Below are 24,441 nucleotides of genomic sequence, written 5' to 3' on the forward strand. Positions count from 1 at the left end.
CTATTGGCCCCCAAGCAGGTCACGCGCACCCCAATGCGGGAAATGCTTACGCACTAAGGCATTCAGCTCCAGTTCAAACGCACTGAACTCACTGACCGACGCCGGCGCAGCCTGTAACCCTTCACGGATCAAACCCGCACCTACGGTGACATTGCTCAGGCGATCGATAAAGATCAGCCCACCCGTATCATGATTACGTTGATAACTGTCCAACACCAGCGGTTCATCAAAGGTCAACTCCACCAGCCCGATACCGTTCAGCGGCAAGGTATCCGCCTGATATTGGGTCAGTGAATTAATCTCCACCTGATGACGAATATTCTCAACGCGCGCGCGGGTTTTCTTACCGGCGACTTTGATGTCATAACTCTGGCCCGGCAGCAACGATTGCTCCGCCATCCATACCACGTCAACACGGGCGCTTTGAACTGCCTGCAACGTTTCCCCTGCATCGACCAGCAAGTCACCACGGCTGATATCGACTTCGTCTTTCAGCACCAAGGTTATCGCCTCGCCCGGCGCGGCTTCTTGCAGGTCGCCATCAAAGGTGACAATACGCGCCACGCTGGTTTCGACACCGGAAGGCAATACTTTGACCCGTTGCCCAACGCGAACAATGCCAGCTGACAAGGTGCCCGCATAACCCCGGAAATCGAGGTTCGGACGGTTAACGTACTGCACCGGGAAGCGTAACGGTTGTGTTTCCCGCTCGCTGATCACATCAACGCTTTCCAAGACTTCCAGCAGCGTCGGGCCGCTGTACCACGGCATCTTGGTACTTTGTGTGGCAACGTTGTCGCCGTCCAGCGCCGACAGCGGCACAAATTTAATATCCAGATCGTTCGGCAACTGCTCTGCGAACGTCAGGTAATCCTGCTTGAATTGCTCAAATACCGCTTCACTGTAATCCACCAGATCCATTTTGTTCACCGCCACCACCAAGTGACGAATGCCCAACAAGGTGGCGATAAAGCTGTGGCGACGGGTTTGATCCAACACGCCTTTGCGCGCATCGATCAGCAAGATCGCCAAATCACAGGTTGACGCACCGGTCGCCATGTTACGGGTGTACTGCTCATGCCCCGGCGTATCGGCGATGATAAATTTACGCTTTTCGGTAGAAAAATAGCGGTATGCGACATCAATGGTGATGCCCTGCTCGCGTTCCGCTTGCAACCCGTCCACCAACAGCGCCAGATCCAGCTTTTCGCCTTGCGTGCCGAGACGCTTGCTGTCCGTATGCAACGTGGACAACTGATCTTCGTAGATCTGACGGGTATCATGCAGTAAGCGACCAATCAGCGTACTTTTGCCATCATCGACGCTGCCACAGGTGAGAAAGCGTAATAGGCTCTTGTGCTGTTGCGCATGCAGATAGGCTTCCACCCCGCCCTGTTCAGCAATTTGTTGTGCAATGACGTTATTCATCCGGCGGCTCCTCAGAAATACCCTTGACGCTTTTTCAGCTCCATCGAACCGGATTGATCGCGATCGATCATCCGCCCCTGACGCTCACTGGTGGTGGACACCAGCATCTCTTCGATAATTTCCGGCAGCGTTTGTGCGGAAGATTCCACCGCCCCGGTGAGCGGCCAACAGCCCAGCGTTCGGAAGCGCACCATACGCTGGCTGATCATTTCACCCGGCTGGAGATCGATACGATCGTCGTCCACCATCATCAACATGCCGTCGCGCTCTAACACCGGGCGCGGTTTCGCCAGATACAGCGGCACAATGTCGATCTTCTCCAGGAAGATGTACTGCCAAATGTCCAACTCGGTCCAGTTCGACAGCGGGAAGACGCGAATGCTCTCCCCCTTGTTAATCTGACCGTTGTAGTTATGCCACAGCTCTGGCCGCTGGTTTTTCGGATCCCAACGGTGAAAGCGGTCACGGAACGAATAAATACGCTCTTTGGCGCGAGACTTCTCTTCATCACGGCGCGCGCCGCCGAATGCAGCATCAAAACCGTACTTGTTGAGCGCCTGCTTTAAGCCTTCGGTTTTCATGATGTCGGTATGTTTAGCGCTGCCATGCTCGAATGGGTTAATCCCCATCGCTACCCCTTCCGGGTTTTTATGCACCAGCAGCTCAAAACCGTACTCTTTGGCCGTGCGGTCGCGGAATTGGTACATTTCGCGGAATTTCCAGCCGGTATCAACGTGCAGCAGCGGAAACGGCAACGTCCCCGGATAGAATGCCTTACGCGCCAGATGCAGCATCACGGAGGAATCTTTACCGATGGAGTAGAGCATCACCGGGTTGCCAAATTCAGCGGCGACTTCACGGATAATATGAATACTTTCCGCCTCCAATTGCCGCAAGTGTGTGAGTCGTTTTTCGTCCATAACAGATCCTTAAGCCAGATTCACAACGGCGGAAACCGTCTGAGATTGATGCCCAAACCAGGCAATTTGATGGTGTAACGCCACCACTTCGCCAATCACCAGCAAGGCCGGCAACGGCGCCTGTTGGGCCAGTTGTTCGAGTTGTTGCAGCGTGCCAGTTTGCACCTGCTGGGAAGGCAGCGTGCCACGGCTGATTACCGCCACCGGAGTTTCTGGCGCACGGCCGTGTGCCATCAAACGCTGGCTGATATCTGCCGCTTTCATGGTGCCCATGTAAATCGCCAGCGTCTGACGCGTTCGCGCCAAGTCCGCCCAGTCAAGCCCGTCACCGTCAGGACGGCAATGGCCGGTAATAAAGGTCACGCTTTGTGCATGATCGCGGTGCGTTAGCGGGATCCCGGCATACGCCGTTGCCCCTGCCGCCGCCGTCACCCCGGGGACAACTTGAAACGGAATACCCGCTGCCGCCGCCACCTGCAACTCCTCCCCGCCACGGCCAAAAATGAACGGATCGCCCCCTTTCAGACGTACCACCCGTTTGCCCTGCTGTGCCAGCTCTACCAGCAAGCGATTGGTTTCTTCTTGAATCACCGAATGCGCGCCAGCGCGTTTACCCACGCAGATGCGTTCCGCATCACGGCGCACCAGATCAAGAATGGCGTCGCTGACCAGATGGTCATACAGCACCACATCGGCCTGTTGCATCACCTGCAAGCCGCGCAACGTCAGCAGACCGACATCGCCCGGCCCAGCCCCGACCAAAGCGATTTCCCCCTGCGCCCGCTCATGACCATCGGCAAATGCGGTTAAGTCCTGCTCAAGCTGCTGTTCGGCCTGCTGCTGCTGGCCGTTGGCCACCAAGGTAGCAAACCGTCCATTCAGGGTTTTCTCCCAAAAACGCCGGCGTTCGCCAATCGAGGCTAAGGTCTGCTTAACGCGTTGGCGAAAGCCCCCCGCCAGCTGAGCCATCGGCCCCAGACTGGCAGGCAATAACGCCTCCAGCTTTTCGCGCAGCATTCGCGCCAACACCGGTGCCTGGCCGCTGGAAGAAACCGCCACCATCAGCGGTGAACGGTCGATAATCGAAGGGAAGATGAACGAGCAGCGCGGTTGATCGTCCACCACGTTGGCCAACACACGGCGTTTATCCGCTTCGGCATACACGGTGGCGTTGAGTTCGCTGTCATCCGTCGCGGCGATCACCAGAAACACCTCATCTAACTGTTCCGGCACAAAATCCTGGCCGAGCCAGCGGATTCGCCCTTCCTGACGACGTTGTTCAAGTTGCGATGAGAGCGACTGCGCCACTATCCGTATCTCAGCCCCGGCTCGCGAGAGCAGCTCAACCTTGCGCTCTGCGACTTCACCACCGCCAACGACCAGTACCGGGCGTTGTTTTAGGTCGGCAAATATAGGTAGATAGTCCACAGCAGCCTTTTCATATAGCAGAAAGATAGTGTGACTATACGGGCTGCGATTTCGCCTCTGAAATGACGAAAAAGAATGAGTAGTTCCTTTCTGGAATATAGAGCGCAACGCAAGGCTCACAACCGGCGAAAATGAAGCATTCACGATAAATTTAAGAACGGAGGAAATTGTTTAATTTGCCGTCACGTCTCATACTAAACGCCGCATAAGAAGCATCGGCATTGCCGGCATGATAAGAGAAGGATTTTTGGTATGTTTTCCCGCTTTTGCCTGAAGACTGGCCTATTGGCCGTCGCCTTCGGCAGCATTTTTGGCGTTTCCGCCGCCACACAGCAGGTCAAAGAAGCCCCGTTGGGCACATTCGCTGCCGAACAAATCCGTTATATCGCGACCTATTTCCCGGGGCGTATGGCGGGCAGCCCCGCTGAACAGCTTGCTGCGGATTACCTGAAACAACGCTTCGCCGATATGGGTTACCAAAGTAACATTCGCAGCTTGAATACCCGCTTTCGCTACGTAAACAAAAATGCCAGCGAGAATTGGCACAACGCCAGAGCCAATACGGTGATTGCTGCCAAAAGCGGTGAGGAACCAAAGCAAATCATCATCATGGCGCATTTTGATACCTACATTCCTCTCAGCGATGATGAGGTGGATAACAATCTCGGCGGCTTAACCCTGCAAGGGGTAGATGATAATGCGTCTGGTGTTGGAGTAATGTTAGAACTGGCGGAGCGCCTGAAGGATATTCCCACTCGTTATGGCCTACGGTTTCTCGCCACCAGCGGCGAAGAGTTGGGATCGTTGGGATCCAAAGACTACCTGAAACGCATGAGTAAAGAAGAACGCGCCAATACCGTCTTGGTGATTAATCTCGACAACCTGATTACCGGCGATGAGCTTTACTTCCATGCTGGCAAAAATACCCCCTCGCAGGTAGTAAAAAACACCCGCGACCGCGCACTGGCTATCGCACACCGATACGGTATTCCCGCCGCTATCAATCCGGGTACCAAGGCTCATCCCAAAGGCACCGGTTGCTGTTCCGAGCAGCGCGTGTTCGACAGGGCAAAAATTCCGGTATTGGCAGTAGAGGCGACCAACTGGTCATTAGGTAAAAAAGACGGCTATCAGCAACGCGCTATCAGCCCACACTTCCCTCAGGGCATCACTTGGCATCTGCCACAGTATGATAATTTGCAGCATCTAGAACGCTATTTACCGGGCCGCATTGATAAACGCAGCCATGACACCGTACAAATCTTGTTACCGTTGATTAAAGAGCTGGCGCAGACGCTCCCGCCCAAGACCGGGCAGAAGAAATAGAGCAGAGAATGAGGATTCCCATACGGTCGAGGCATGCCTCGACCGTGTTAACCCTGAACCGATAATCGTTTCGTTGAATAGGTTCAACGCAAAGCCATTAGCTTGGTGGCTTATCCTTCGTGTAAACCGCACTCACGCTTGAGCCCAAAGAAACGGGTTTCCTCTTCACTCATGCCCGGCTGCCACTTGCGCGTGGTGTGGGTATCCCCGACAGAAAGATAGCCTTGCTCCCATAGCGGGTGATAGTTCAAGCCGTGCTCAGTCAGATACTGATAAATTTGCCGATTATCCCAGTCGATTATTGGCAGCACTTTGAATACACCGCGCTGCACCGCTAACACCGGCAGGTGGGCACGGCTGCCAGATTGCTCACGGCGTAACCCGGCAAACCACGTTTGCGCGCCCAGCGTTTCCAAAGCACGGTTCATCGGTTCAACTTTGTTGAGCTGATTGTATTGTTCAATACCTTCCACACCTTGCTCCCACAGCTTGCCATAGCGCGCCTCTTGCCAAGCTGGGGACTGTTTTGCCTGGAATACTTGCAGGTTCAGCTGCAACTTTTCGCTCAGTTGATCAATAAACTGATAGGTTTCCGGGAACAGATAGCCGGTATCGGTCAGGATCACCGGGATGTCCGGTTTGATACGCGTGACCAAATGTAAGCACACCGCCGCCTGAATACCAAAACTGGAAGAGAGCACAAACTCCCCGGGCAGATGTTCCAACGCCCAGGCTACACGCGCCTGTGCCGACAGGCTTTCTAATTGCCCGTTAAGCTCGGCTAGTGCCAGCGCCTGCCCGGATTTGGGCAGCGCATTCAGCGCTGCCAGATCGCATTCAGCCATGTTGTCTGCCTCCACGATTAGTCCCAGAAATCCCGCGCCGGATCGACCACCGGGCGAATGATGCCAGTACGGATAGTGAAATCACCGAAGCCTTCGCCCGCGATACGCTCTTGCGCCCAGCGACCAACCAGTTGGTCGATCTCTTTTAGGATCTCGTCCTCGTTAATGTTTTCGCGATACATACGTGGAATGCGTGTACCTTCACGGTTACCGCCCAGATGCAGGTTATAGCGCCCCACCGCTTTACCAACCAGACCGATTTCCGCCAGCAGCGCACGACCACAGCCGTTCGGGCAGCCGGTCACGCGTAACACGATATGCTCATCACCTACGCCATGTTGATGCATGATGCCTTCAACTTTAGTGACAAACTCCGGCAAGAAGCGTTCAGCCTCTGCCATCGCCAGTGGACAAGTGGGAAACGAAACGCAAGCCATCGAATTTTTACGTTGCTCGCTCACACCGTCGTCGATCAAGCCATGTTCCCGAGCTAAAGCGTCGATCTGCGCTTTCTGACTTTCTGGCACACCGGCCACAATCAAGTTCTGGTTGGCAGTCAGTCGGAAATCACCCTGATGGACCTTGGCAATCTCAGCCACACCGCTTTTCAACGGACGCCCCGGATAATCCAGCAGACGGCCATTTTCAATAAACAGCGTCAGATGCCACTGGTTATCGACGCCTTTTACCCAACCGATACGATCGCCACGGCCGGTAAACTCATAGGGGCGAACTGGCTCAAAGGTAATGCCCGCACGTTTTTCTACTTCGGCACGGAAAGTATCAACCCCGACGCGCTCCAAGGTATATTTGGTCTTGGCATTTTTACGATCGGTACGGTTACCCCAGTCGCGTTGGGTGGTGACCACCGCTTCCGCCACCGCCAGGGTGTGCTCCAATGGCACATAGCCGAACTCACTGGCACCGCGCGCAAAAGTTTTCTTATTACCGTGATCGATGGACAAACCGCCGCCCACCAATAGGTTAAAACCGACCAACTTGCCCTGCTCGGCGATCGCGACAAAGTTCATGTCATTCGCATGCAGATCGACATCATTTTGCGGCGGGATCACCACCGTCGTTTTGAACTTACGCGGCAGATAGGTCGCGCCCAAAATCGGTTCTTCATCGGTAGTCGCGACTTTTTTCTGATCCAGCCACACTTCAGCATACGCACGAGTACGCGGTAACAGATGTTCAGACAGTTTCTTCGCCCACTCGTAGGCTTCTTGATGCAGTTCGGACTCTACCGGGTTTGAGGTACACAGCACGTTGCGGTTAACGTCGTTGGCAGTCGCCAGCGCATCCAGCCCCAGTTGGTTCAACAACTGATGCACCGGTTTAACGTTGCCTTTCAGAATACCGTGGAACTGGAAGGTCTGACGGTTGGTAATACGAATGCTGCCGTACAACGTGCTTTCTTGGGCAAACTTGTCAATACCTAGCCACTGTTGCGGGGTAATAATACCGCCCGGCAGGCGGCAACGCAGCATCATCGCATGACGCGGTTCCAGTTTTTGCTCGGCACGTTCCGCACGAATATCGCGGTCATCTTGCTGATACATGCCATGAAAACGGATCAGCAAGAAATTGTCGCCATTAAAGCCGCCGGTCAAACCGTCCTGTAAATCTTCGGCAATGGTGCCGCGCAAGAAATGACTCTCTTTCTTCATGCGCTCGGCATCAGTCAATTGGCCTTCTACCACCAGTGGCCCCGGGTGTTTATCATTCATCAGTAAACATCTCGCTGATAACGGCGCTCAATGCGCAGCTCACTTAAAAATTCATCAGCCTGCTCGGTATCCATACCACCGTGCTCGGCTACCAGTGCTAATAATGTGTTTTCAACGTCCTTCGCCATGCGATTCGCATCACCACAGACGTAAATATGCGCGCCCTCTTGGATCCAGCGCCACACTTCCGCGCCTTGTTCGCGCAGTTTGTCTTGTACGTAAACTTTATGCTGCTGGTCACGTGACCAAGCCAGATCGATGCGGGTTAGCAAGCCGTCTTTGACGTAGCGCTGCCATTCGACCTGATACAGAAAATCTTCCGTAAAATGCGGGTTGCCGAAGAACAACCAGTTTTTACCGCCCGCGCCATCGGCATCGCGCTGTTGCATAAAGGCGCGGAACGGTGCGATACCGGTACCTGGGCCAATCATAATCACCGGGGTATCGGGATGGCTGGGCAAGCGGAAGTTATCGTTATGCTCAATAAACACCCGGAGATCGCCGTCTTCTTCCAGCCGGTCAGCCAAGAAGCTGGAGGCACCGCCTGCACGGGCTCGACCATCAATCTCATAACGCACCACGCCTACGGTGACATGCACTTCGCTTTCATTCTCAGCCTGTGACGAGGCGATCGAATACAGACGCGGCGTCAGCGGGCGCAACAAACCTATCAACTGTTCAGCGCTAAGGTCGGCCGGGGCATGGCGCACCATGTCAACAATCGGCGTGTTGTGGGCATAGTGTTGCAGCTTGCTCTTATCACCCAGCAGCGCAATCAGTTTCTCATCGCGCGACAGCGCGGCATATTTTTCGACGATCGGCGTGGTGTTCTGCGTCAACTCAAAGTGGCTGCGCAAGGCCGTGGCCAACGGCAGGGGTTTACCCTCAACGTCAATCGGTTCATCGCCTTTCAACCACAACAACTGAATCAATTCATCAACCAACGCGGGATCGTTTTCAAACCACACGCCCAGCGCATCGCCCGGTTGGTAGCGCAAGCCAGAATCACCGAGATCAATCTCAATGTGCCTGACATCTTTATCCGAATGACGCCCAGTAATTTTCTGATTAACCGCCAGTTGTGCGGTCAACGGCTGCTCTTTACTGTATGGGCTGCTGTCGATCACATCGATAGCCCCACTGGCCAGTGCGCCCGGCGTGGTGCTTTCGGTTGGCGCGCGCGCGGTTAACACCGACACCACCTGTTTACGCCACGCAGTAGCCAGTTCCTGATATTCGACATCGGCATCCACACGCTCGACCAGGCGTTCTGCACCCAACTCTGCCAGTTTGGCATCGAAATCTTTGCCCGACTGGCAGAAATTCTCATAAGAGGTGTCGCCCAGTCCAAACACCGCAAAGGCGGTCTCCGTCAGTTTTGGCGCTTTTTTGGAATGCAGGAATTTATGCAGTGCCACCGCCTCTTCGGCCGGTTCGCCCTCGCCTTGTGTCGAGGCGACCACCACTAACAGACGCTCTTGGGCGATCTGCTTAAATTTATAATCACCGGCATTCACCAGCGTGACGCTCAATTTAGCCGCCAACAAATCGTCACGCAGTTGTTCAGCCAGACGGCGCGCATTACCGGTCTGGGAGGCAGAAATTATGGTGATACTGGCCGCCGCCGGGCTGGATGTGGCAGCCGATGCGGCAGCCGATGCGGCAACGGATCCAGGCTGTTGGTTAACCATTCCCCAGAAATAACCGGACAGCCACGCCAGTTGCGTCGGTGAATAGTCACCAATCGCAGCCTGTAGGCTTGAGAGCTGTTCCGGCGTCAGCGGGAGCAAAGATGTTGGAGGAGCCTGAGTCGTCATTGCGGACATAATTCCTATACGTTGCCAGTGTCAGTCACAGTCTTATCGTTCCCCGAAAAGATCGGGAGAGTTTGTAAGGTTACCGAGCACATTAACAACCAATAAATAAGGGTTAGCAATAATTAATAACCAAAATGACTAAGCTGTTTTACTGGTAACGTCTATCGCTTATAACGCTAACGACTGGATTTTATTTCATTGAATTTAAAATAAAATTTTTATCATTTGTTGAATGACTCGTATTTACAGCTAATCATTACCGTCGATAAGCCTCGCGTACACCAAACAAAAAAAGTGCTAAGCCGCAGGACGGGCATCAGCGACGTAGACCATAACGGTATATACCCAAGATAATTCGAGTTACTTGTAGGCGGCAACTGAATGAGTCCCTGGGAGCATAGCCAACTATGTGACCTGGGTGAAGGAAGGCAGCCAACACCCAAGCAACGTGAAGTATAAAGGGTATAAATGGCAAGCATCGGCGCTTTCCGGTACTATGCGTCGGTTTTTGAGTCAATGAGGCCGTAATAATGGCAACCACGCTGTTTAAAGATTTTCAATTTGAAGCCGCACACCGCTTACCGCATGTGCCAGAGGGCCATAAGTGCGCCCGTCTACATGGGCATTCGTTTATGGTGCGTCTGGAAGTAACCGGTGAGGTGGATGCGCATACCGGTTGGGTAATGGATTTCGCCGAGCTAAAAGCGGCGTTTAAACCCGTGTGGGAACGCTTAGATCACCATTATCTGAATGATATTCCAGGATTAGAAAATCCCACCAGCGAAGTGCTGGCCGCCTGGATTTGGCAGCAGTTAAAACCGCAGTTGCCGGAGTTAAGCGCCGTGATGGTGAAAGAGACCTGCACCGCGGGCTGCATTTATAAAGGCGAATAACATTAAGGACGCGGTGTAAGCGCCCTTGAGGGCGATGACAACATTGCCTGTAAACCCGATATCCTCAGGCCTAGCGCACCGAGGGGCACTCCGGCGGCAAGCCGCTACGCCCCTTCGGCACGCTTTCTCTCATAACGCGCGTTGTCAGCAGCGTCCTTAATTTTAAGCGATATTCAAATATTTATGCGTCTGCATCGACAACCGCCAGTTGCGTGCGATGCAGGTTTCGATACACAGTTTAGTCGCTTCCTCTTTCTGACTGATCGGTTGCAGGGCGATTATCCGCCGCTTTTCATCGTGCAACGTCTCCAGCAGTGCGTCCAATGCCTCAATATCACGCTCGCGGCCAACCGGGTGCTTGATTTCATCAGCGCGCATCAGCGCCCCCTCCAACACCTTCATACCACCGCGCATATTCACTTTTGGCGAAACCGTCACCCAAGTCGTGGCCGTGCACAAAATGTCATGCGTGCCACTGGTTTCGATTTGGCAGGTATAACCGTGAGTTTCAAACAGCGTGGTCAGCGGGATCAAATCATAAATGCACGGCTCGCCGCCGGTGATAACAATATGCCGCGCGGTATAACCCTGCTGCTGTACCACCTCCAGTAGCTGTTCCGCGGTGGCGCTGCCCCACGCGTCGCTCTCTTCGGTTTTCACCAGAATCCGCTGCATATCCACTTCCCGATTGGCTTCCTTTTCCCAGGTATGTTTGGTATCGCACCAGCTGCATCCTACCGGGCAACCCTGTAGACGGATAAAAATAGCCGGGACGCCGGTGAAGTAGCCTTCACCTTGCAAGGTCTGGAACATTTCATTAATCGGGTACTGCATCAGCTTCTCAATTTGGTAAGACGAAAGAGCGATTATCGCAGATTCCGCCACGGCGACCAAATCGTGGAGAAGAACATCGAGCACCTCGCAAAAAATAACAATTATACAACATATAAGATAAATATATTTGACATCTCTCCGTTTCATATCGCAGATGTATAGACATGCAAACACAAGCCGGACATCCGTTCCGGTAAAACAATCACCACGAAAATACCCGCAAGCAGGTGCAAGGCAGCCTGATGTAGAGCGGGTATGGGAGCAATTATGGCACTTTCCAGCGAACTGAATATCCAGCAGGCCATCGACGACAGTCAATTTTCACTATTTCACTGGACCTTGATTATTCTCGGGTTTCTAATCTTGGCGATTGACGGTTTTGACACCGCGGCAATGGGCTATATCGCCCCGGCGCTAGCCAATGACTGGGGCATGGTGAAACAAGATCTCGGCCCCGTGCTCAGCGCCGCGCTGCTGGGACTGTCTCTCGGTGCTCTGGTCGCCGGCCCCATTTCCGATCGCATCGGTCGCAAGCGCGTCTTGGTGTTCTCTTGCCTTTTTTTCGGCCTGTCCAGTCTGGCAACCGCCTACGCCAGTTCACTCAACAGCCTGACGCTATGGCGCTTTCTCACCGGCCTTGGGCTTGGCGCGGCGATGCCTAATGCCATCACGTTGATTTCTGAATATGCTCCACAGCGCTGCCGCTCACTGGCGATCAATGCCCTTTATTGCGGCTTTCCACTGGGTGCGGCGGGTGGCGGCGCCCTCTCATCTTGGCTGATTCCGGCCTACGGTTGGCACAGCGTTTTGCTACTGGGTGCCATTGCCCCGCTGGTGCTATGCGGATTGCTGGCGCTATTTCTGCCGGAGTCGGTCAAATATATGGTCAACCGTGGCCACGATGCGCAGAAAATCAAGCGCATCGCTCAGCGTTTTGTAAGCCAAAACATCAGCCACGTCACACAATTTTCCTTATACGAAGAGCCACTGGCTAAGTCGAAAACCAGCATCGGTCTGCTGTTCAGTCGCCCTTATCTGATCGGCACGTTAATGTTGTGGCTCACTTATTTCATGGGGTTGGTAATTTACTATGTGCTACTGAGTTGGATGCCGATTCTGATGCAAGGGCTCGGTTATCAACTTGATCAATCGGCGATGCTTACCTCGCTATTCACCTTTGGCGGCACGCTGGGCATTCTGATCGCCGGTTGGCTGATGGATCGCTGGAACGCTCATAAAGTGGTATCAAGCGGGTTCGTCATCACCGCGCTACTGATCGTCGCCATGGCAGCAGAAGATCGCCATATTGTCTTGCTAGGCACATTCATTTTCCTGATGGGCGTCGCCATGAATGGTGCCCAGTCTGGCCTGCAAACGCTGGCGGCAACCTTCTACCCAACGCATAGCCGTGCTACCGGCATCGCCTGGATGCAAGGCATTGGCCGCTTTGGCGGTGTGGCCGGCACCCTGATGGGCGCACACTTACTGGCGCAGCAATGGCAAGTACACAGCATCCTGCTGTTCTTGTGTGTGCCGGCGATAATGGCTGCGATTGCCACGTTAGTGAAAATGCTGCGCAAGCCATTATTACCCGCCACCATCTAATCTTTTCAGGGCCCTTTACGGGGCTCTCATCGTCTGTAAGACGATTTATTTATCACTCGGCCTAACTTGTAATGGGTATGTAAATTTATTGTGATTTAACGCTCAAAAATGACGCAATTTTAATTCATTTTTGCCAAACAGCTCACTCTTCCACAGCATCACGCCAACGTCCCTCGCATCAAAATAGAAAATAACATAATGATTTTAAACAAAAATAAGTTTTAATTATGTGATTTTCGACTTTCATACCCTGCTGTTGCATATGCTTGTACATACAAGTATATGTTAATAAACCCAACGCAAGGTTATGCCGTGGCGATAGCCCGAATACGTCATGGAATCTGTACCGATACTGTTTGAGGAAAAAGCTGTGACTGCAAATAACAAAGTTCGCAATGCCGAGATACGCGCGCCTCGCGGCACAAAATTAAATGCAAAAAGCTGGCTGACTGAAGCACCGCTACGCATGCTGATGAACAACCTCGATCCCGAGGTCGCGGAGAATCCTCATGAGCTGGTGGTTTACGGCGGCATTGGCCGCGCGGCCCGCGATTGGGATTGTTATGACAAAATTGTCGACACCCTGAAAACACTGGAAGACGATCAAACGCTGTTGGTGCAATCCGGTAAACCGGTTGGCGTTTTCAACACTCACCGTAACGCGCCCCGGGTGCTGATCGCTAACTCTAACCTGGTGCCACACTGGGCAACTTGGGAACATTTTAACGAACTGGATGCGAAAGGGCTGGCAATGTACGGCCAGATGACCGCAGGCAGCTGGATTTACATCGGCAGCCAAGGCATCGTGCAAGGCACCTATGAAACCTTCGTTGAAGCTGGCCGTCAGCATTATGACGGTAATCTGCAAGGCCGCTGGGTATTGACCGCCGGTTTGGGCGGGATGGGCGGTGCTCAGCCGCTGGCGGCAACATTGGCAGGTGCCTGCTCACTGAATATTGAATGTCAGCAAAGCCGTATCGATTTCCGCCTGAAAACCCGCTACGTTGATGAACAGGCCAACGATCTGGACGACGCGCTGGCGCGTATCGCACGCTACACCGCCGAAGGTCAGGCCGTGTCTGTCGCCTTATGTGGCAATGCGGCGGAAATTTTGCCTGAGCTGGTTAAACGCGGCGTACGCCCGGATATGGTCACCGACCAAACCAGCGCCCACGATCCGTTAAACGGCTATTTGCCAAAAGGCTGGAGCTGGCAAGAATACCGCGAACGTGCGCAGCACGAACCGGCAGCGGTGGTAAACGCCGCCAAACAATCCATGGCAGAACACGTTGAAGCCATGCTGGCGTTCCAGAAAATGGGGATCCCCACCTTCGATTACGGTAACAACATTCGTCAAATGGCGAAAGAAATGGGCGTCACCCAAGCCTTTGACTTCCCCGGGTTTGTCCCAGCGTATATCCGGCCACTGTTCTGCCGTGGCATCGGCCCCTTCCGTTGGGCCGCCCTGTCCGGCGATCCGCAGGACATCTACAAAACCGATGCCATGGTTAAAGCGCTGATCCCAGACGATGCGCATCTGCACCACTGGCTCGACATGGCGCGCGAGCGCATTAGCTTCCAAGGTCTGCCCGCACGCATTTGCTGGGTCGGTCTGGGCCAACGCACCAAACTCGGTCTGGCATTCAACGAAATGGTACGCAGCGGCGAGCTTTCCGCACCGATCGTTATCGGCCGAGACCATTTGGACTCCGGTTCGGTCGCCAGCCCGAACCGCGAAACCGAATCGATGCAGGACGGTTCCGACGCGGTTTCCGATTGGCCACTGCTCAACGCCTTACTGAACACCGCCAGCGGCGCAACCTGGGTTTCGTTACATCACGGCGGCGGCGTGGGTATGGGCTTCTCCCAGCATTCCGGCATGGTTATCGTCTGTGACGGTACGGATGAGGCGGCAGAACGCATTGCCCGCGTACTGCATAACGATCCGGCTACCGGCGTGATGCGCCATGCCGACGCGGGTTATGACATTGCCATCGACTGCGCCCGTGAACAGGGCTTGAATCTGCCAATGGTCGCTGCGACTCAGGGGAATAAAGCATGAAAACACTGACTATCCGCCCAGGGAAACTGACGCTGTCCGAACTGCGTGAGGTATATCAACACCCGGTCAAACTGACTCTGGACGACAACGCCTATGCAGCGATTGAACAGAGTGTGGCCTGCGTGGAACGCATTGTAGAAGAGAATCGCACCACCTACGGTATCAACACCGGCTTTGGCCTGCTGGCCTCAACCCGCATTGCGCGGGAAGACCTGGAAAATCTGCAACGTTCGATTGTGCTCTCTCACGCGGCGGGCGTCGGCGTAGCAACCGATGACAATCTGGTGCGCTTGATTATGGTGTTGAAGATTAACAGCCTGTCACGCGGTTTTTCCGGCATCCGGCTTGAAGTGATTCAAGCGCTGATGGCCATGGTTAACGCCGAAGTCTATCCGCACATTCCGCTGAAAGGTTCGGTCGGTGCATCGGGTGACCTAGCTCCGTTAGCCCATATGAGCTTACTGTTATTGGGCGAAGGAAAAGCGCGCCATCAAGGGGAGTGGTTGACCGCTGAGGCCGCACTGGCTAAAGCCGGTCTGAAACCGCTCACGCTGGCAGCAAAAGAGGGGCTGGCACTGCTCAATGGCACCCAGGTTTCCACCGCCTTTGCGCTACGCGGCCTGTTTGATACCGAGGATTTATACGCCGCAGCGACGGTATGCGGTAGCCTGACGGTCGAAGCCGCACTGGGTTCTCGTAGCCCGTTTGATGCGCGTATTCATCAGGTACGCGGCCAGCGCGGCCAGATCGACGCCGCCGCAGCCTATCGTCATTTGCTCGGTGAACGCAGCGAGGTATCGGATTCACATCGTAACTGCGAGAAAGTTCAGGACCCGTATTCACTCCGTTGCCAGCCACAGGTGATGGGTGCGTGCTTGACGCAAATCCGCCAGGCCAGTGAAGTCTTGGAAATCGAGGCTAATGCGGTATCTGACAATCCGTTGGTGTTCGCCGAACAAGGTGATGTGTTGTCCGGCGGTAACTTCCATGCCGAACCGGTTGCCATGGCGGCTGATAATCTGGCATTAGCCTTAGCGGAAATCGGCTCGCTGTCCGAGCGCCGCATTTCGCTGATGATGGATAAACATATGTCGCAGTTGCCACCCTTCTTGGTCGACAACGGGGGGGTCAACTCCGGCTTTATGATAGCTCAAGTGACCGCCGCCGCATTGACCAGCGAAAATAAAGCGCTGGCGCACCCGGCCAGCGTTGACAGCATCCCAACTTCCGCTAATCAGGAGGATCACGTATCGATGGCTCCGGCCGCCGGTCGCCGCCTGTGGGAAATGGCTGATAACGTGCGGGGCATTGTCGCCGTCGAGTGGCTGGCCGCCTGTCAGGGGTTGGATCTGCGCCACGGGCTGCATACCAGCGAAGGATTGGAGCAGGCGCGTCGTCTGCTGCGCGAATGCGTAAGTTATTACGACAAGGATCGTTTCTTCGCCCCCGACATTGAAGCCGCCAGCACGCTGTTGGCCGCCGGCCATCTGACTGCGCTAATCCCTGCGGCGTTAATGCCAAGCCAAGCATAAAAAACCTGACCTTTACGCTGCCGGTCTTGCAGCCAGCATCGCGGTAAGGTCAAATAAGAAGGGTACACCACGCAGTTTGTTCTATCCCGCCAGGTACGTTCCACCTGGCGCGGATAGCGCGTGCCTGTTCGACAATAAAAACTCAACGGGAAGCAACATGCGTAACCACACAACACAACTCAGACGCGGCCTAAACGCGCGACACATTCGCTTTATGGCTCTCGGCTCGGCGATCGGCACCGGCCTGTTTTACGGCTCGGCTGGCGCCATTCAATTGGCCGGCCCTGCGGTACTACTGGCCTATCTGGTCGGTGGTGCCGCGGTATTCATGGTGATGCGCGCCTTGGGGGAGATGGCGGTACATCAGCCGGTTTCCGGCTCATTTGGTCATTATGCCAGCCACTATCTTGGCCCGCTGGCCGGTTTTCTCACCGGCTGGACCTATACCTTTGAAATGGTGATCGTCGCACTGGCAGACGTCACCGCTTTCGGCATTTACATGGGGCTGTGGTTCCCGGACGTCGCCCAATGGGTGTGGGTACTCAGCATTATCTTCTTTATCGGCGCACTCAACCTGTGCAACGTCAAAGTGTTTGGCGAAATGGAGTTCTGGCTATCGCTGATTAAAGTTGTCGCCATTGTGGCGATGATCGTTGGCGGTGCGGCGGTGATGCTATTCGGCTTCGGCCAGACGCAAGCCGCGACCGGTTTCAGCAATTTATGGCAGCACGGCGGGTTCATGCCTAACGGCATTGGTGGCGTCATCGCTTCATTGGCGGTGGTGATGTTCGCCTTTGGCGGTATCGAAATTATCGGTATCACCGCCAGCGAAGCGAAAGATCCCGCGAAAGTGATCCCCAAAGCGATTAACGCTGTGCCCATCCGTATTCTGCTCTTTTATGTACTGACACTGCTGGTGCTGATGGCGATTTATCCGTGGAATAGCATCGGTCAGAACGGCAGCCCATTTGTCGAGATCTTCAGCAGCCTAGGTATCGGCTCCGCCGCCCATGTACTTAACGTGGTGGTGATCACCGCCGCCATCTCAGCGATCAACAGTGATATTTTTGGTGCAGGTCGCATGATGTACGGCATGGCAAAGGAAGGCCAGGCACCACAAAGCTTCACCAAACTGACTGGCAACGGCGTGCCTTGGATGACTGTGCTGGTGATGGCAATCGCGCTGCTACTCGGTGTGATTCTCAATTATCTGATCCCCAAACAGGTATTCATGATTATCGCGTCGATCGCCACCTTCGCCACCGTTTGGGTATGGTTGATGATCCTGCTATCACAAATTGCCATGCGCCGTACGCTGAGCAAAGAAGAAACCGCCAACCTGAGCTTCCCGGTGCCGTGGTGGCCATTGGCCCCCGCGCTGGCAACGGTATTTATGGTATTTGTCATTGGCTTGCTCGGTTACTTTGAAGCCAGCCGTATCGCACTGTACGTTGGATTGGTTTGGGTGGCGTTTCTCACCCTGGCTTATTGGATATGGGTGCGTAAAAAGGGTGGAGAAACCGCAGTAGTTACCTCATCACAAGGTTTGTAAGACGCAAATTTAGCCTTACACCGGATGCACAACGGCTCTGGCAATACGGGCTCGACGTTTATCATCACGCGAGTCAGGGCACTCGGACAGGCGCATCAAGGAAGATAGCGCCCTTTCGTTTCTTGCGGTTACGCCCTACGCCATGTCATTACCCTTTCTGCATCAACGCCTGCTCAATATCGGCGCGCACATCGGCGATATCCTCTAACCCCGCTGACAGACGAATCAATCCGTCACTAATATGATGGCGCTGACGCTCTTGCGCACTGTACGCAGAATGGGTCATGCTGGCTGGATGTTGCGCCAGCGTCTCACAATCCCCCAAGCTGACCGCTCGCAGAATTAACCGCAACGCATTGAGAAAACCTATTCCTGCTTCCATTCCCCCTTTCAGTTCAAAGGCGATCATACCGCCGGGGCGCGACATTTGCTGCTGCGCCAAACGAAACTGTGGGAAGGTATCCAAGCCGGGATAATAAACCTGTTCGACTGCCGGATGGGCTACCAACATTTCCGCTAACTGTTGGGCACTATCGCAATGGCGATCCATACGCAGCGGCAACGTTTTCAACCCTCGCAGCAGCAGCGCTGCATCCTGAGCCGATAGCACTGCCCCGTTCATATCTTTTAAACCGATCAAACGAATATCCTGCGCCAGTTCGGCACGCGTGATTGCCACACCGGCTAACAAATCACCATGCCCCCCCAGATATTTAGTCGCAGAATGCACCACAATATCTGCGCCAAGTGCCAACGGCCGTTGCAGATACGGCGTACAATAGGTGTTATCAACCAATAACAGTGCCTGCTGTCGATGAGCAATCTCCGCTATCGCCTGAATATCGATCAAACGCATATTCGGATTGGCGGGTGTTTCACAGTACACCAAGCGGGTACGTGGCCCAATGGCCGCCGCCAATTTGTCGGGATCGGTCAGATCAACGTGCGTAACGTTAACGCCAAAACGTGCTAAACCATGATGAAAATAGCTGAAAGTACAGCCGTAGATGGTTTCATCGACGATCAACTCATCACCCGGTGCCAGCAGCGTCCAGCAACAGGCGGTGATCGCCCCCATGCCAGAGGAGAAGGCAACCGCCGCCTCTCCGCCCTCTAAATTAGCCAGACGCTGTTCGAGCAGATTGACGGTTGGGTTAGCGATCCGCGAGTAAAAATAACCGGGCTCGGTGCCGGCGAAGCAAGCGCCACCGTATTCTGCCGACGGAAAACTAAAGGTGGAGCTCATAAAGACCGGCGGGCACAGCGCACCATGATACTGCTGCGGATCATAACCGTGATGGATCGCCCGGGTGGCAAAAGCCTGGTTGCTTGCTGACGACATAGTGACTCCTTGATTCGGATGGTGACGATTATTCCGGTGTGACATCCGCCGGTAAGCCCGCGGCGCGCATGCGTCCGCCGATGATATTCAGAGTGCGCAGTACCAACATCAGCCCGAGCAGCGTTTCCGGCTGACGCAACAGCGCGTACAACCCACGCAAGGTCGCCGGCTGCTCACTCTGCTGCAGTTCGCTATAAGCCATTTTCAGCGCCATCCCCCCTTCCCAACCGGCGCTGGTCAAATCGTCAAATACCGCGGCCAGTTTCTCGACCAACGCATTATCCGCCATGTCGACCAAATCCGAGGTGAGCGAGAGCGCGTCGACCACGTTATTCAACCGGCCGCTCGCCAGCAGTGGGGACAGTTTTTCCATCAGCGCTGCCAGAGCTTCAGTCTGCGTGTTTTCCATGCTTAGCTCCGTTATATCAGGCCGCGCACCGCAGCCCAGTACAGACCGCGATTCACGCCGTTGCGTAACATACCGCCCAGTTTCGTGGCTGGGGTTGGCACAACATCGCGACGATAGTCATACACCAGCGGCATGCCGCTATGCAGGCCGAACTGTGCCACCGCCTGTACCTTGCCGTCGTAATGGCGTACCGGATAGCCCAGTTGCATCTCCGCCACGATATTGTCGGCGATCACCGGCGCCTGATTGTGGCAGGAACCGCCCGCCTTGCTGATCGGCAGATCGACCGTATCGCCAATCACATACACCCCTTGCTGGCCGTAAACCTGCAGGGTTTGCGGGTCGGTCGGCAGCCAGCCTTCGCCGTTATCGATATCGCTCAGGCCGGTATTGCGTACCATTTCCACCGCGCGAATCGGCGGCGTCGCCATCAGAATGTCGAACGACTGTTCATCTCCCTCGGCGGAATAAGCGATATGCCGCTCAGCATCTACCTGATCTAGGGTAAAACCGCGCTGATGTTTGATGCCGCGCGCGGCAAATATTTCCGGAAGCGCTTCTCCTGTTGGACGTTGTAAAAACAGGCAATTACGCAGCAGTTGGGAAATGGTCGGGTAGGTATAAATTATCTCTATCTGATTACGCACGCCGCGCTGGCGCAGGTATTCATCCAGCATCAGCGTGGTTTCAATCGGCGCAATGCCGCACTGATGCGGAACGTTCGGCGTTTGCGGAAAAGAGACGGTGATAAAAATGCGCCCTTTTTCAATCGTCGCCAGCTTATTCGCCAACCGGCGCGCCGCCTGATACTGATAAAAGTGGTCGCCAGCCTCAGCCAAACCGAGAATCTTTTCCATCCAAGGCAGGCAGCCGGTGGCAAAGACCAGAAAGTCATAGGCATAATTATTACCGCTGGCGGTGAATAGCCGGCGTTGCCGAAAATCAACGCCCTCCGCTTTATCGACAATAAATTTAATTTCCGGACGTAACAGGCTTTGCTGCGCGCGCATTAATTCATGTTTAAAAAATGCGTTAAACGCGATATACATAAAAGCTGGCTTGAAATAATGCGCCGTTGTTTGCGAGATCATTAATAACTCAACTTTATTATTAATAATTTCACGATGCAGCTTGTGCGCCAGAATATTAGCCAGCATGGTGCCGCCGGTACCGCCACCGACAATCACGATTCTTTTCCGCATGATATCTCCATTCCATCCGGCACCAGGCCGGTGAAAGTGATTAAGAATATCCTTACGAAATATAATTTTAGTAATGAAAGGTTATAATGCCAGAAAAAAAAGAATAAATAATTAACGCTATGGTTATTAACAATAAATATCGTCGGTAAAAAAATAAATGATGTGATATTAATAAATAACCGGCATTTAATTTCTCTGCTGACAGACATAAAAAAACCCGCCGAAGCGGGTTTTTATTAATGACACATCAACGTGATATTACTGGCCTTTAACTTCTTTCAGGCCATTGAATGGCGCACGGTCACCCAGCGCTTCTTCGATACGGATCAGTTGGTTGTATTTAGCAACGCGGTCAGAACGGCTCATAGAACCGGTCTTGATCTGGCCTGCCGCAGTACCCACCGCCAGATCGGCGATGGTAGCATCTTCGGTTTCGCCAGAGCGGTGAGAGATAACCGCCGTGTAACCCGCGTCTTTCGCCATCTTGATTGCAGCCAGCGTTTCGGTCAGAGAACCGATCTGGTTGAATTTGATCAGAATGGAGTTAGCAACGCCTTTTTCGATACCTTCTTTCAGGATCTTGGTGTTGGTGACGAACAGATCGTCACCCACCAGCTGGATTTTGTCGCCCAGCACTTTGGTCTGGTAAGCAAAACCATCCCAATCAGATTCGTCCAGACCGTCTTCGATAGAAACGATTGGATACTGTTTGGTCAGCTCTTCCAGGAAATGAGTGAACTCTTCAGAAGTAAAGGCTTTGTTGCCTTCGCCAGCCAGCACATACTTGCCGTCTTTATAGAATTCAGAGGCTGCACAGTCCATCGCCAGCGTCACGTCTTTGCCCAGCTCGTAACCGGCCGCTTTTACCGCTTCAGCGATAACAGCCAGCGCTTCGGCGTTAGAACCCAGGTTAGGTGCATAACCGCCTTCGTCGCCCACAGCCGTGTTCATGCCTTTGGATTTCAGCACTTTCGCCAGGTGATGGAACACTTCAGAACCGATACGTACCGCTTCTTTCAGGGTTTTTGCGCCAACAGGCTGGATCATGAATTCCTGAATGTCGACGTTATTATCTGCGTGCTCACCACCGTTGATGATGTTCATCATTGGCAAAGGCATAGAGAATTTGCCTGGGGTGCCGTTCAGTTCAGCAATGTGTTCATACAGTGGCATGCCTTTAGACGCTGCCGCTGCTTTCGCTGCCGCCAGAGAAACCGCCAGAATGGCGTTAGCGCCAAATTGAGATTTGTTTTCGGTGCCGTCCAACTCGATCATGATCTTATCGATGTTAGCCTGGTCTTTAGCATCTTTACCCGTAACCGCCTGCGCGATTGGGCCATTTACCGCAGCAACGGCTTTCAGTACGCCCTTACCCAGGAAACGAGACTTGTCACCGTCACGCAGTTCCAGTGCTTCACGGGAACCGGTAGAAGCACCTGACGGCGCAGCAGCCAGACCGACGAAACCGCCTTCCAGATGAACTTCGGCTTCAACAGTTGGGTTGCCGCGTGAGTCGATGATTTCACGGCCGATGACTTTAACGATTTTGGACATATAGGTTTTCCTCAAATCACAAGTTAACTAAAACTCCAGACAAACAACGCGCGGTTAATGCCGCGCGTTGCCTACCAAAACTCTTATTTCACCTGACGCTTCTGGTGCTCGCCCGCCGCCTTAACAAAACCAGCGAACAACGGGTGCCCATCACGCGGTGTCGAAGTGAACTCCGGGTGGAACTGACAAGCGACAAACCACGGATGATTCGGCAGCTCGATAATCTCAACCAGTTTATTATCCGCAGAACGCCCCGCTACGCGCAACCCGGCAGCTTCGATCTGCTTCAACAGCATGTTGTTCACTTCATAGCGGTGACGGTGACGCTCTACGATGGTTGACTCACCGTACATCTGACGCACCAGGCTGTTGTCGGTCAAGTGACATTGCTGACCACCCACGCGCATCGTGCCGCCAAGGTCGCTTTCTTCGGTACGCACTTCAACGTTACCGTCTTCGTCACGCCACTCGGTAATCAGCGCCACGACCGGATATTTACAGTCTGGCATAAATTCAGTTGAATTGGCGTTTTCCATTCCCGCAACGTTACGGGCGAACTCCATCAGCGCAACCTGCATACCCAGGCAAATGCCCAGATAAGGGATATTATTTTCGCGCGCATATTGCGCGGTCATCACTTTACCTTCAACACCACGGTAACCGAAACCGCCAGGGATCAGGATCGCATCCAACCCTTTAAGCACTTCTACACCACGGGTTTCGACATCTTGTGAATCGATCAGCTTGATGTTTACCGTCAGACGATTTTTCAGGCCGCCGTGTTTCAGTGCCTCAATCACCGACTTGTAAGCATCCGGCAGTTCGATATATTTGCCGACCATACCGATGGTTACTTCGCCGCCTGGATTGGCTTCTTCGTAAATCACCTGCTCCCACTCGGCCAGGTTCGCTTCCGGCACGTTGAGGCTGAATCGTTTACAAATATAATCGTCCAAGCCCTGAGATTTCAATAGGCCTGGGATTTTATAAATAGAATCAACGTCTTTTAGCGAAATAACCGCTTTTTCCGGCACGTTACAGAACAGCGCGATTTTTGCCCGTTCATTGGCAGGAACCACGCGATCGGAGCGGCAAATCAGCACATCCGGCTGAATACCGATGGAAAGCAGTTCTTTAACCGAGTGCTGGGTAGGTTTGGTTTTAACTTCACCGGCCGCGGCCATGTAAGGCACCAGCGTCAAATGCATATAAAGCGTATGCTCGCGGCCCACTTCTACCGCCATCTGACGGATCGCTTCCAGGAATGGCAGTGATTCGATATCGCCGACGGTGCCGCCGATTTCTACCAGCACCACATCATGGCCTTCGCCGCCTTCAATGATGCGCTCTTTGATGGCGTTGGTGATATGCGGGATCACCTGGATGGTCGCGCCCAAATAGTCACCACGGCGTTCTTTACGCAGAACGTCGGAGTAGATGCGGCCAGTAGTGAAGTTATTGCGACGCGTCATTTTAGTACGGATGAAGCGCTCGTAGTGACCCAAGTCCAGATCGGTTTCTGCCCCGTCTTCGGTGACGAAAACTTCCCCATGCTGAATCGGGCTCATGGTGCCCGGATCCACGTTGATGTACGGGTCCAGTTTCATGATGGTAACGTTGAGGCCACGGGCTTCAAGAATAGCCGCGAGAGAGGCTGCGGCAATGCCTTTACCCAGAGAGGATACGACCCCGCCGGTTACAAAAATATAATTAGTTGTCATGCTGAACCTGAGAGTTTAGGTTTAAAGACGATGGAAGAACCAAGACGGGAAAGTAGTATACCCGAACCTGTCTTGACCTACAAACAATCGTTTTACTCGCCATCATCTGTGTCACCACCGTGAGTTCCTCAAGGTTTAAGCTGCCAATACGATCATCTCTATCTTTTCAAAACAATAAGTTAGCCAGAAAAAAGAGGATTTAGCGCACCTTAGACACACTAAAATATCTTAGTTTTCA

18 protein-coding genes are annotated in these 24,441 nt (G+C 53.7%); 6 read left to right on the forward strand and 12 right to left on the reverse strand.

The features are described 5' to 3' along the window. Genes cysN through cysG form a run of 3 tightly spaced genes read right to left on the reverse strand, consistent with a single transcriptional unit; the run spans position 1 to position 3,776 of the window. Positions 1–1,428: a sulfate adenylyltransferase subunit CysN gene (cysN, locus tag ACQKDS_RS00200; RefSeq protein ID WP_399665048.1), complete on the reverse strand. Its 1,428-nt coding sequence runs from the start codon at positions 1,426–1,428 to the stop codon at positions 1–3. A gap of 11 nt (positions 1,429–1,439) precedes the next feature. Next, the gene (gene cysD, locus ACQKDS_RS00205) at positions 1,440–2,348 is read right to left on the reverse strand and encodes a sulfate adenylyltransferase subunit CysD (RefSeq protein WP_399665045.1); all 909 of its coding nucleotides are present in this window, start codon (positions 2,346–2,348) and stop codon (positions 1,440–1,442) included. Between the two features lie 9 nt (positions 2,349–2,357). Further along, positions 2,358–3,776 carry a siroheme synthase CysG gene (cysG, locus tag ACQKDS_RS00210; protein ID WP_399665042.1) on the reverse strand — a complete coding sequence of 473 codons (1,419 nt, stop codon included), beginning with the start codon at positions 3,774–3,776 and terminating at the stop codon, positions 2,358–2,360. Positions 3,777–4,028: 252 nt separating this feature from the next. Here cysG and ACQKDS_RS00215 point away from each other — a divergent pair, with 252 nt between their 5' ends. Beyond that, the gene (locus ACQKDS_RS00215; protein WP_399665039.1) at positions 4,029–5,102 is read left to right on the forward strand and encodes an aminopeptidase; all 1,074 of its coding nucleotides are present in this window, start codon (positions 4,029–4,031) and stop codon (positions 5,100–5,102) included. A gap of 110 nt (positions 5,103–5,212) precedes the next feature. Here the strand turns inward: ACQKDS_RS00215 and ACQKDS_RS00220 are convergent, their stop codons facing one another. The 3 genes from ACQKDS_RS00220 to cysJ are packed head-to-tail and all read right to left on the reverse strand — an operon-like array spanning position 5,213 to position 9,497. Further along, positions 5,213–5,947, reverse strand: coding sequence for a phosphoadenylyl-sulfate reductase (locus tag ACQKDS_RS00220; protein WP_399665036.1), 735 nt, complete (start codon positions 5,945–5,947; stop codon positions 5,213–5,215). Between the two features lie 17 nt (positions 5,948–5,964). Beyond that, the gene (cysI, locus tag ACQKDS_RS00225) at positions 5,965–7,680 is read right to left on the reverse strand and encodes an assimilatory sulfite reductase (NADPH) hemoprotein subunit (protein ID WP_399665033.1); all 1,716 of its coding nucleotides are present in this window, start codon (positions 7,678–7,680) and stop codon (positions 5,965–5,967) included. Continuing rightward, positions 7,680–9,497: an NADPH-dependent assimilatory sulfite reductase flavoprotein subunit gene (gene cysJ / locus ACQKDS_RS00230; RefSeq protein WP_399665031.1), complete on the reverse strand. Its 1,818-nt coding sequence runs from the start codon at positions 9,495–9,497 to the stop codon at positions 7,680–7,682. The genes cysI and cysJ overlap by 1 nt, the downstream gene beginning before the upstream one ends. A 530-nt stretch (positions 9,498–10,027) precedes the next feature. Between cysJ and queD the strand changes: the two genes are divergently transcribed. Continuing rightward, positions 10,028–10,390, forward strand: a complete 363-nt coding sequence (gene queD / locus ACQKDS_RS00235; protein WP_399665028.1) for a 6-carboxytetrahydropterin synthase QueD — start codon at positions 10,028–10,030, stop codon at positions 10,388–10,390. A gap of 162 nt (positions 10,391–10,552) precedes the next feature. Here the strand turns inward: queD and queE are convergent, their stop codons facing one another. Further along, entirely contained in the window at positions 10,553–11,224 is a 672-nt protein-coding gene (gene queE / locus ACQKDS_RS00240) for a 7-carboxy-7-deazaguanine synthase QueE (protein WP_399665025.1), read from the reverse strand. A gap of 267 nt (positions 11,225–11,491) precedes the next feature. Between queE and ACQKDS_RS00245 the strand changes: the two genes are divergently transcribed. The 4 genes from ACQKDS_RS00245 (at position 11,492) to ACQKDS_RS00260 (ending at position 17,975) form a co-directional block, all read left to right on the forward strand. Continuing rightward, complete coding sequence (locus ACQKDS_RS00245; protein WP_399665022.1) at positions 11,492–12,829, forward strand: MFS transporter; 1,338 nt, start codon at positions 11,492–11,494, stop codon at positions 12,827–12,829. Between the two features lie 334 nt (positions 12,830–13,163). Continuing rightward, the gene (gene hutU, locus ACQKDS_RS00250) at positions 13,164–14,891 is read left to right on the forward strand and encodes a urocanate hydratase (RefSeq protein WP_399665019.1); all 1,728 of its coding nucleotides are present in this window, start codon (positions 13,164–13,166) and stop codon (positions 14,889–14,891) included. Then, a complete protein-coding gene (gene hutH, locus ACQKDS_RS00255; RefSeq protein WP_399665016.1) occupies positions 14,888–16,423 on the forward strand; it encodes a histidine ammonia-lyase in 1,536 nt (511 codons plus the stop codon). Before hutU ends, hutH begins: the two co-directional genes overlap by 4 nt. Before the next feature lie 157 nt (positions 16,424–16,580). After that, positions 16,581–17,975: an amino acid permease gene (locus tag ACQKDS_RS00260; protein ID WP_399665013.1), complete on the forward strand. Its 1,395-nt coding sequence runs from the start codon at positions 16,581–16,583 to the stop codon at positions 17,973–17,975. Between the two features lie 148 nt (positions 17,976–18,123). Here ACQKDS_RS00260 and ACQKDS_RS00265 read toward each other — a convergent pair whose 3' ends face one another. From ACQKDS_RS00265 to pyrG, 5 genes are all read right to left on the reverse strand, one after another. After that, positions 18,124–19,317 (reverse strand): methionine gamma-lyase, encoded by a 1,194-nt coding sequence (locus tag ACQKDS_RS00265; RefSeq protein WP_399665010.1) that lies wholly within the window; start codon positions 19,315–19,317, stop codon positions 18,124–18,126. A 28-nt stretch (positions 19,318–19,345) separates the two neighbouring features. After that, complete coding sequence (locus ACQKDS_RS00270; RefSeq protein WP_399665007.1) at positions 19,346–19,726, reverse strand: hypothetical protein; 381 nt, start codon at positions 19,724–19,726, stop codon at positions 19,346–19,348. 11 nt (positions 19,727–19,737) lie between these two features. Then, positions 19,738–20,928 (reverse strand): FAD/NAD(P)-binding oxidoreductase, encoded by a 1,191-nt coding sequence (locus tag ACQKDS_RS00275; RefSeq protein WP_399665004.1) that lies wholly within the window; start codon positions 20,926–20,928, stop codon positions 19,738–19,740. Positions 20,929–21,186: 258 nt separating this feature from the next. Then, positions 21,187–22,482: a phosphopyruvate hydratase gene (eno, locus tag ACQKDS_RS00280; protein WP_399665001.1), complete on the reverse strand. Its 1,296-nt coding sequence runs from the start codon at positions 22,480–22,482 to the stop codon at positions 21,187–21,189. An 83-nt stretch (positions 22,483–22,565) separates the two neighbouring features. Next, positions 22,566–24,203, reverse strand: coding sequence for a glutamine hydrolyzing CTP synthase (gene pyrG / locus ACQKDS_RS00285; RefSeq protein WP_399664998.1), 1,638 nt, complete (start codon positions 24,201–24,203; stop codon positions 22,566–22,568). Positions 24,204–24,441: the final 238 nt, after the last annotated feature.

Source organism: Serratia sp. NPDC078593, assembly GCF_050268245.1.
Classification (GTDB): domain Bacteria; phylum Pseudomonadota; class Gammaproteobacteria; order Enterobacterales; family Enterobacteriaceae; genus JBNNGK01.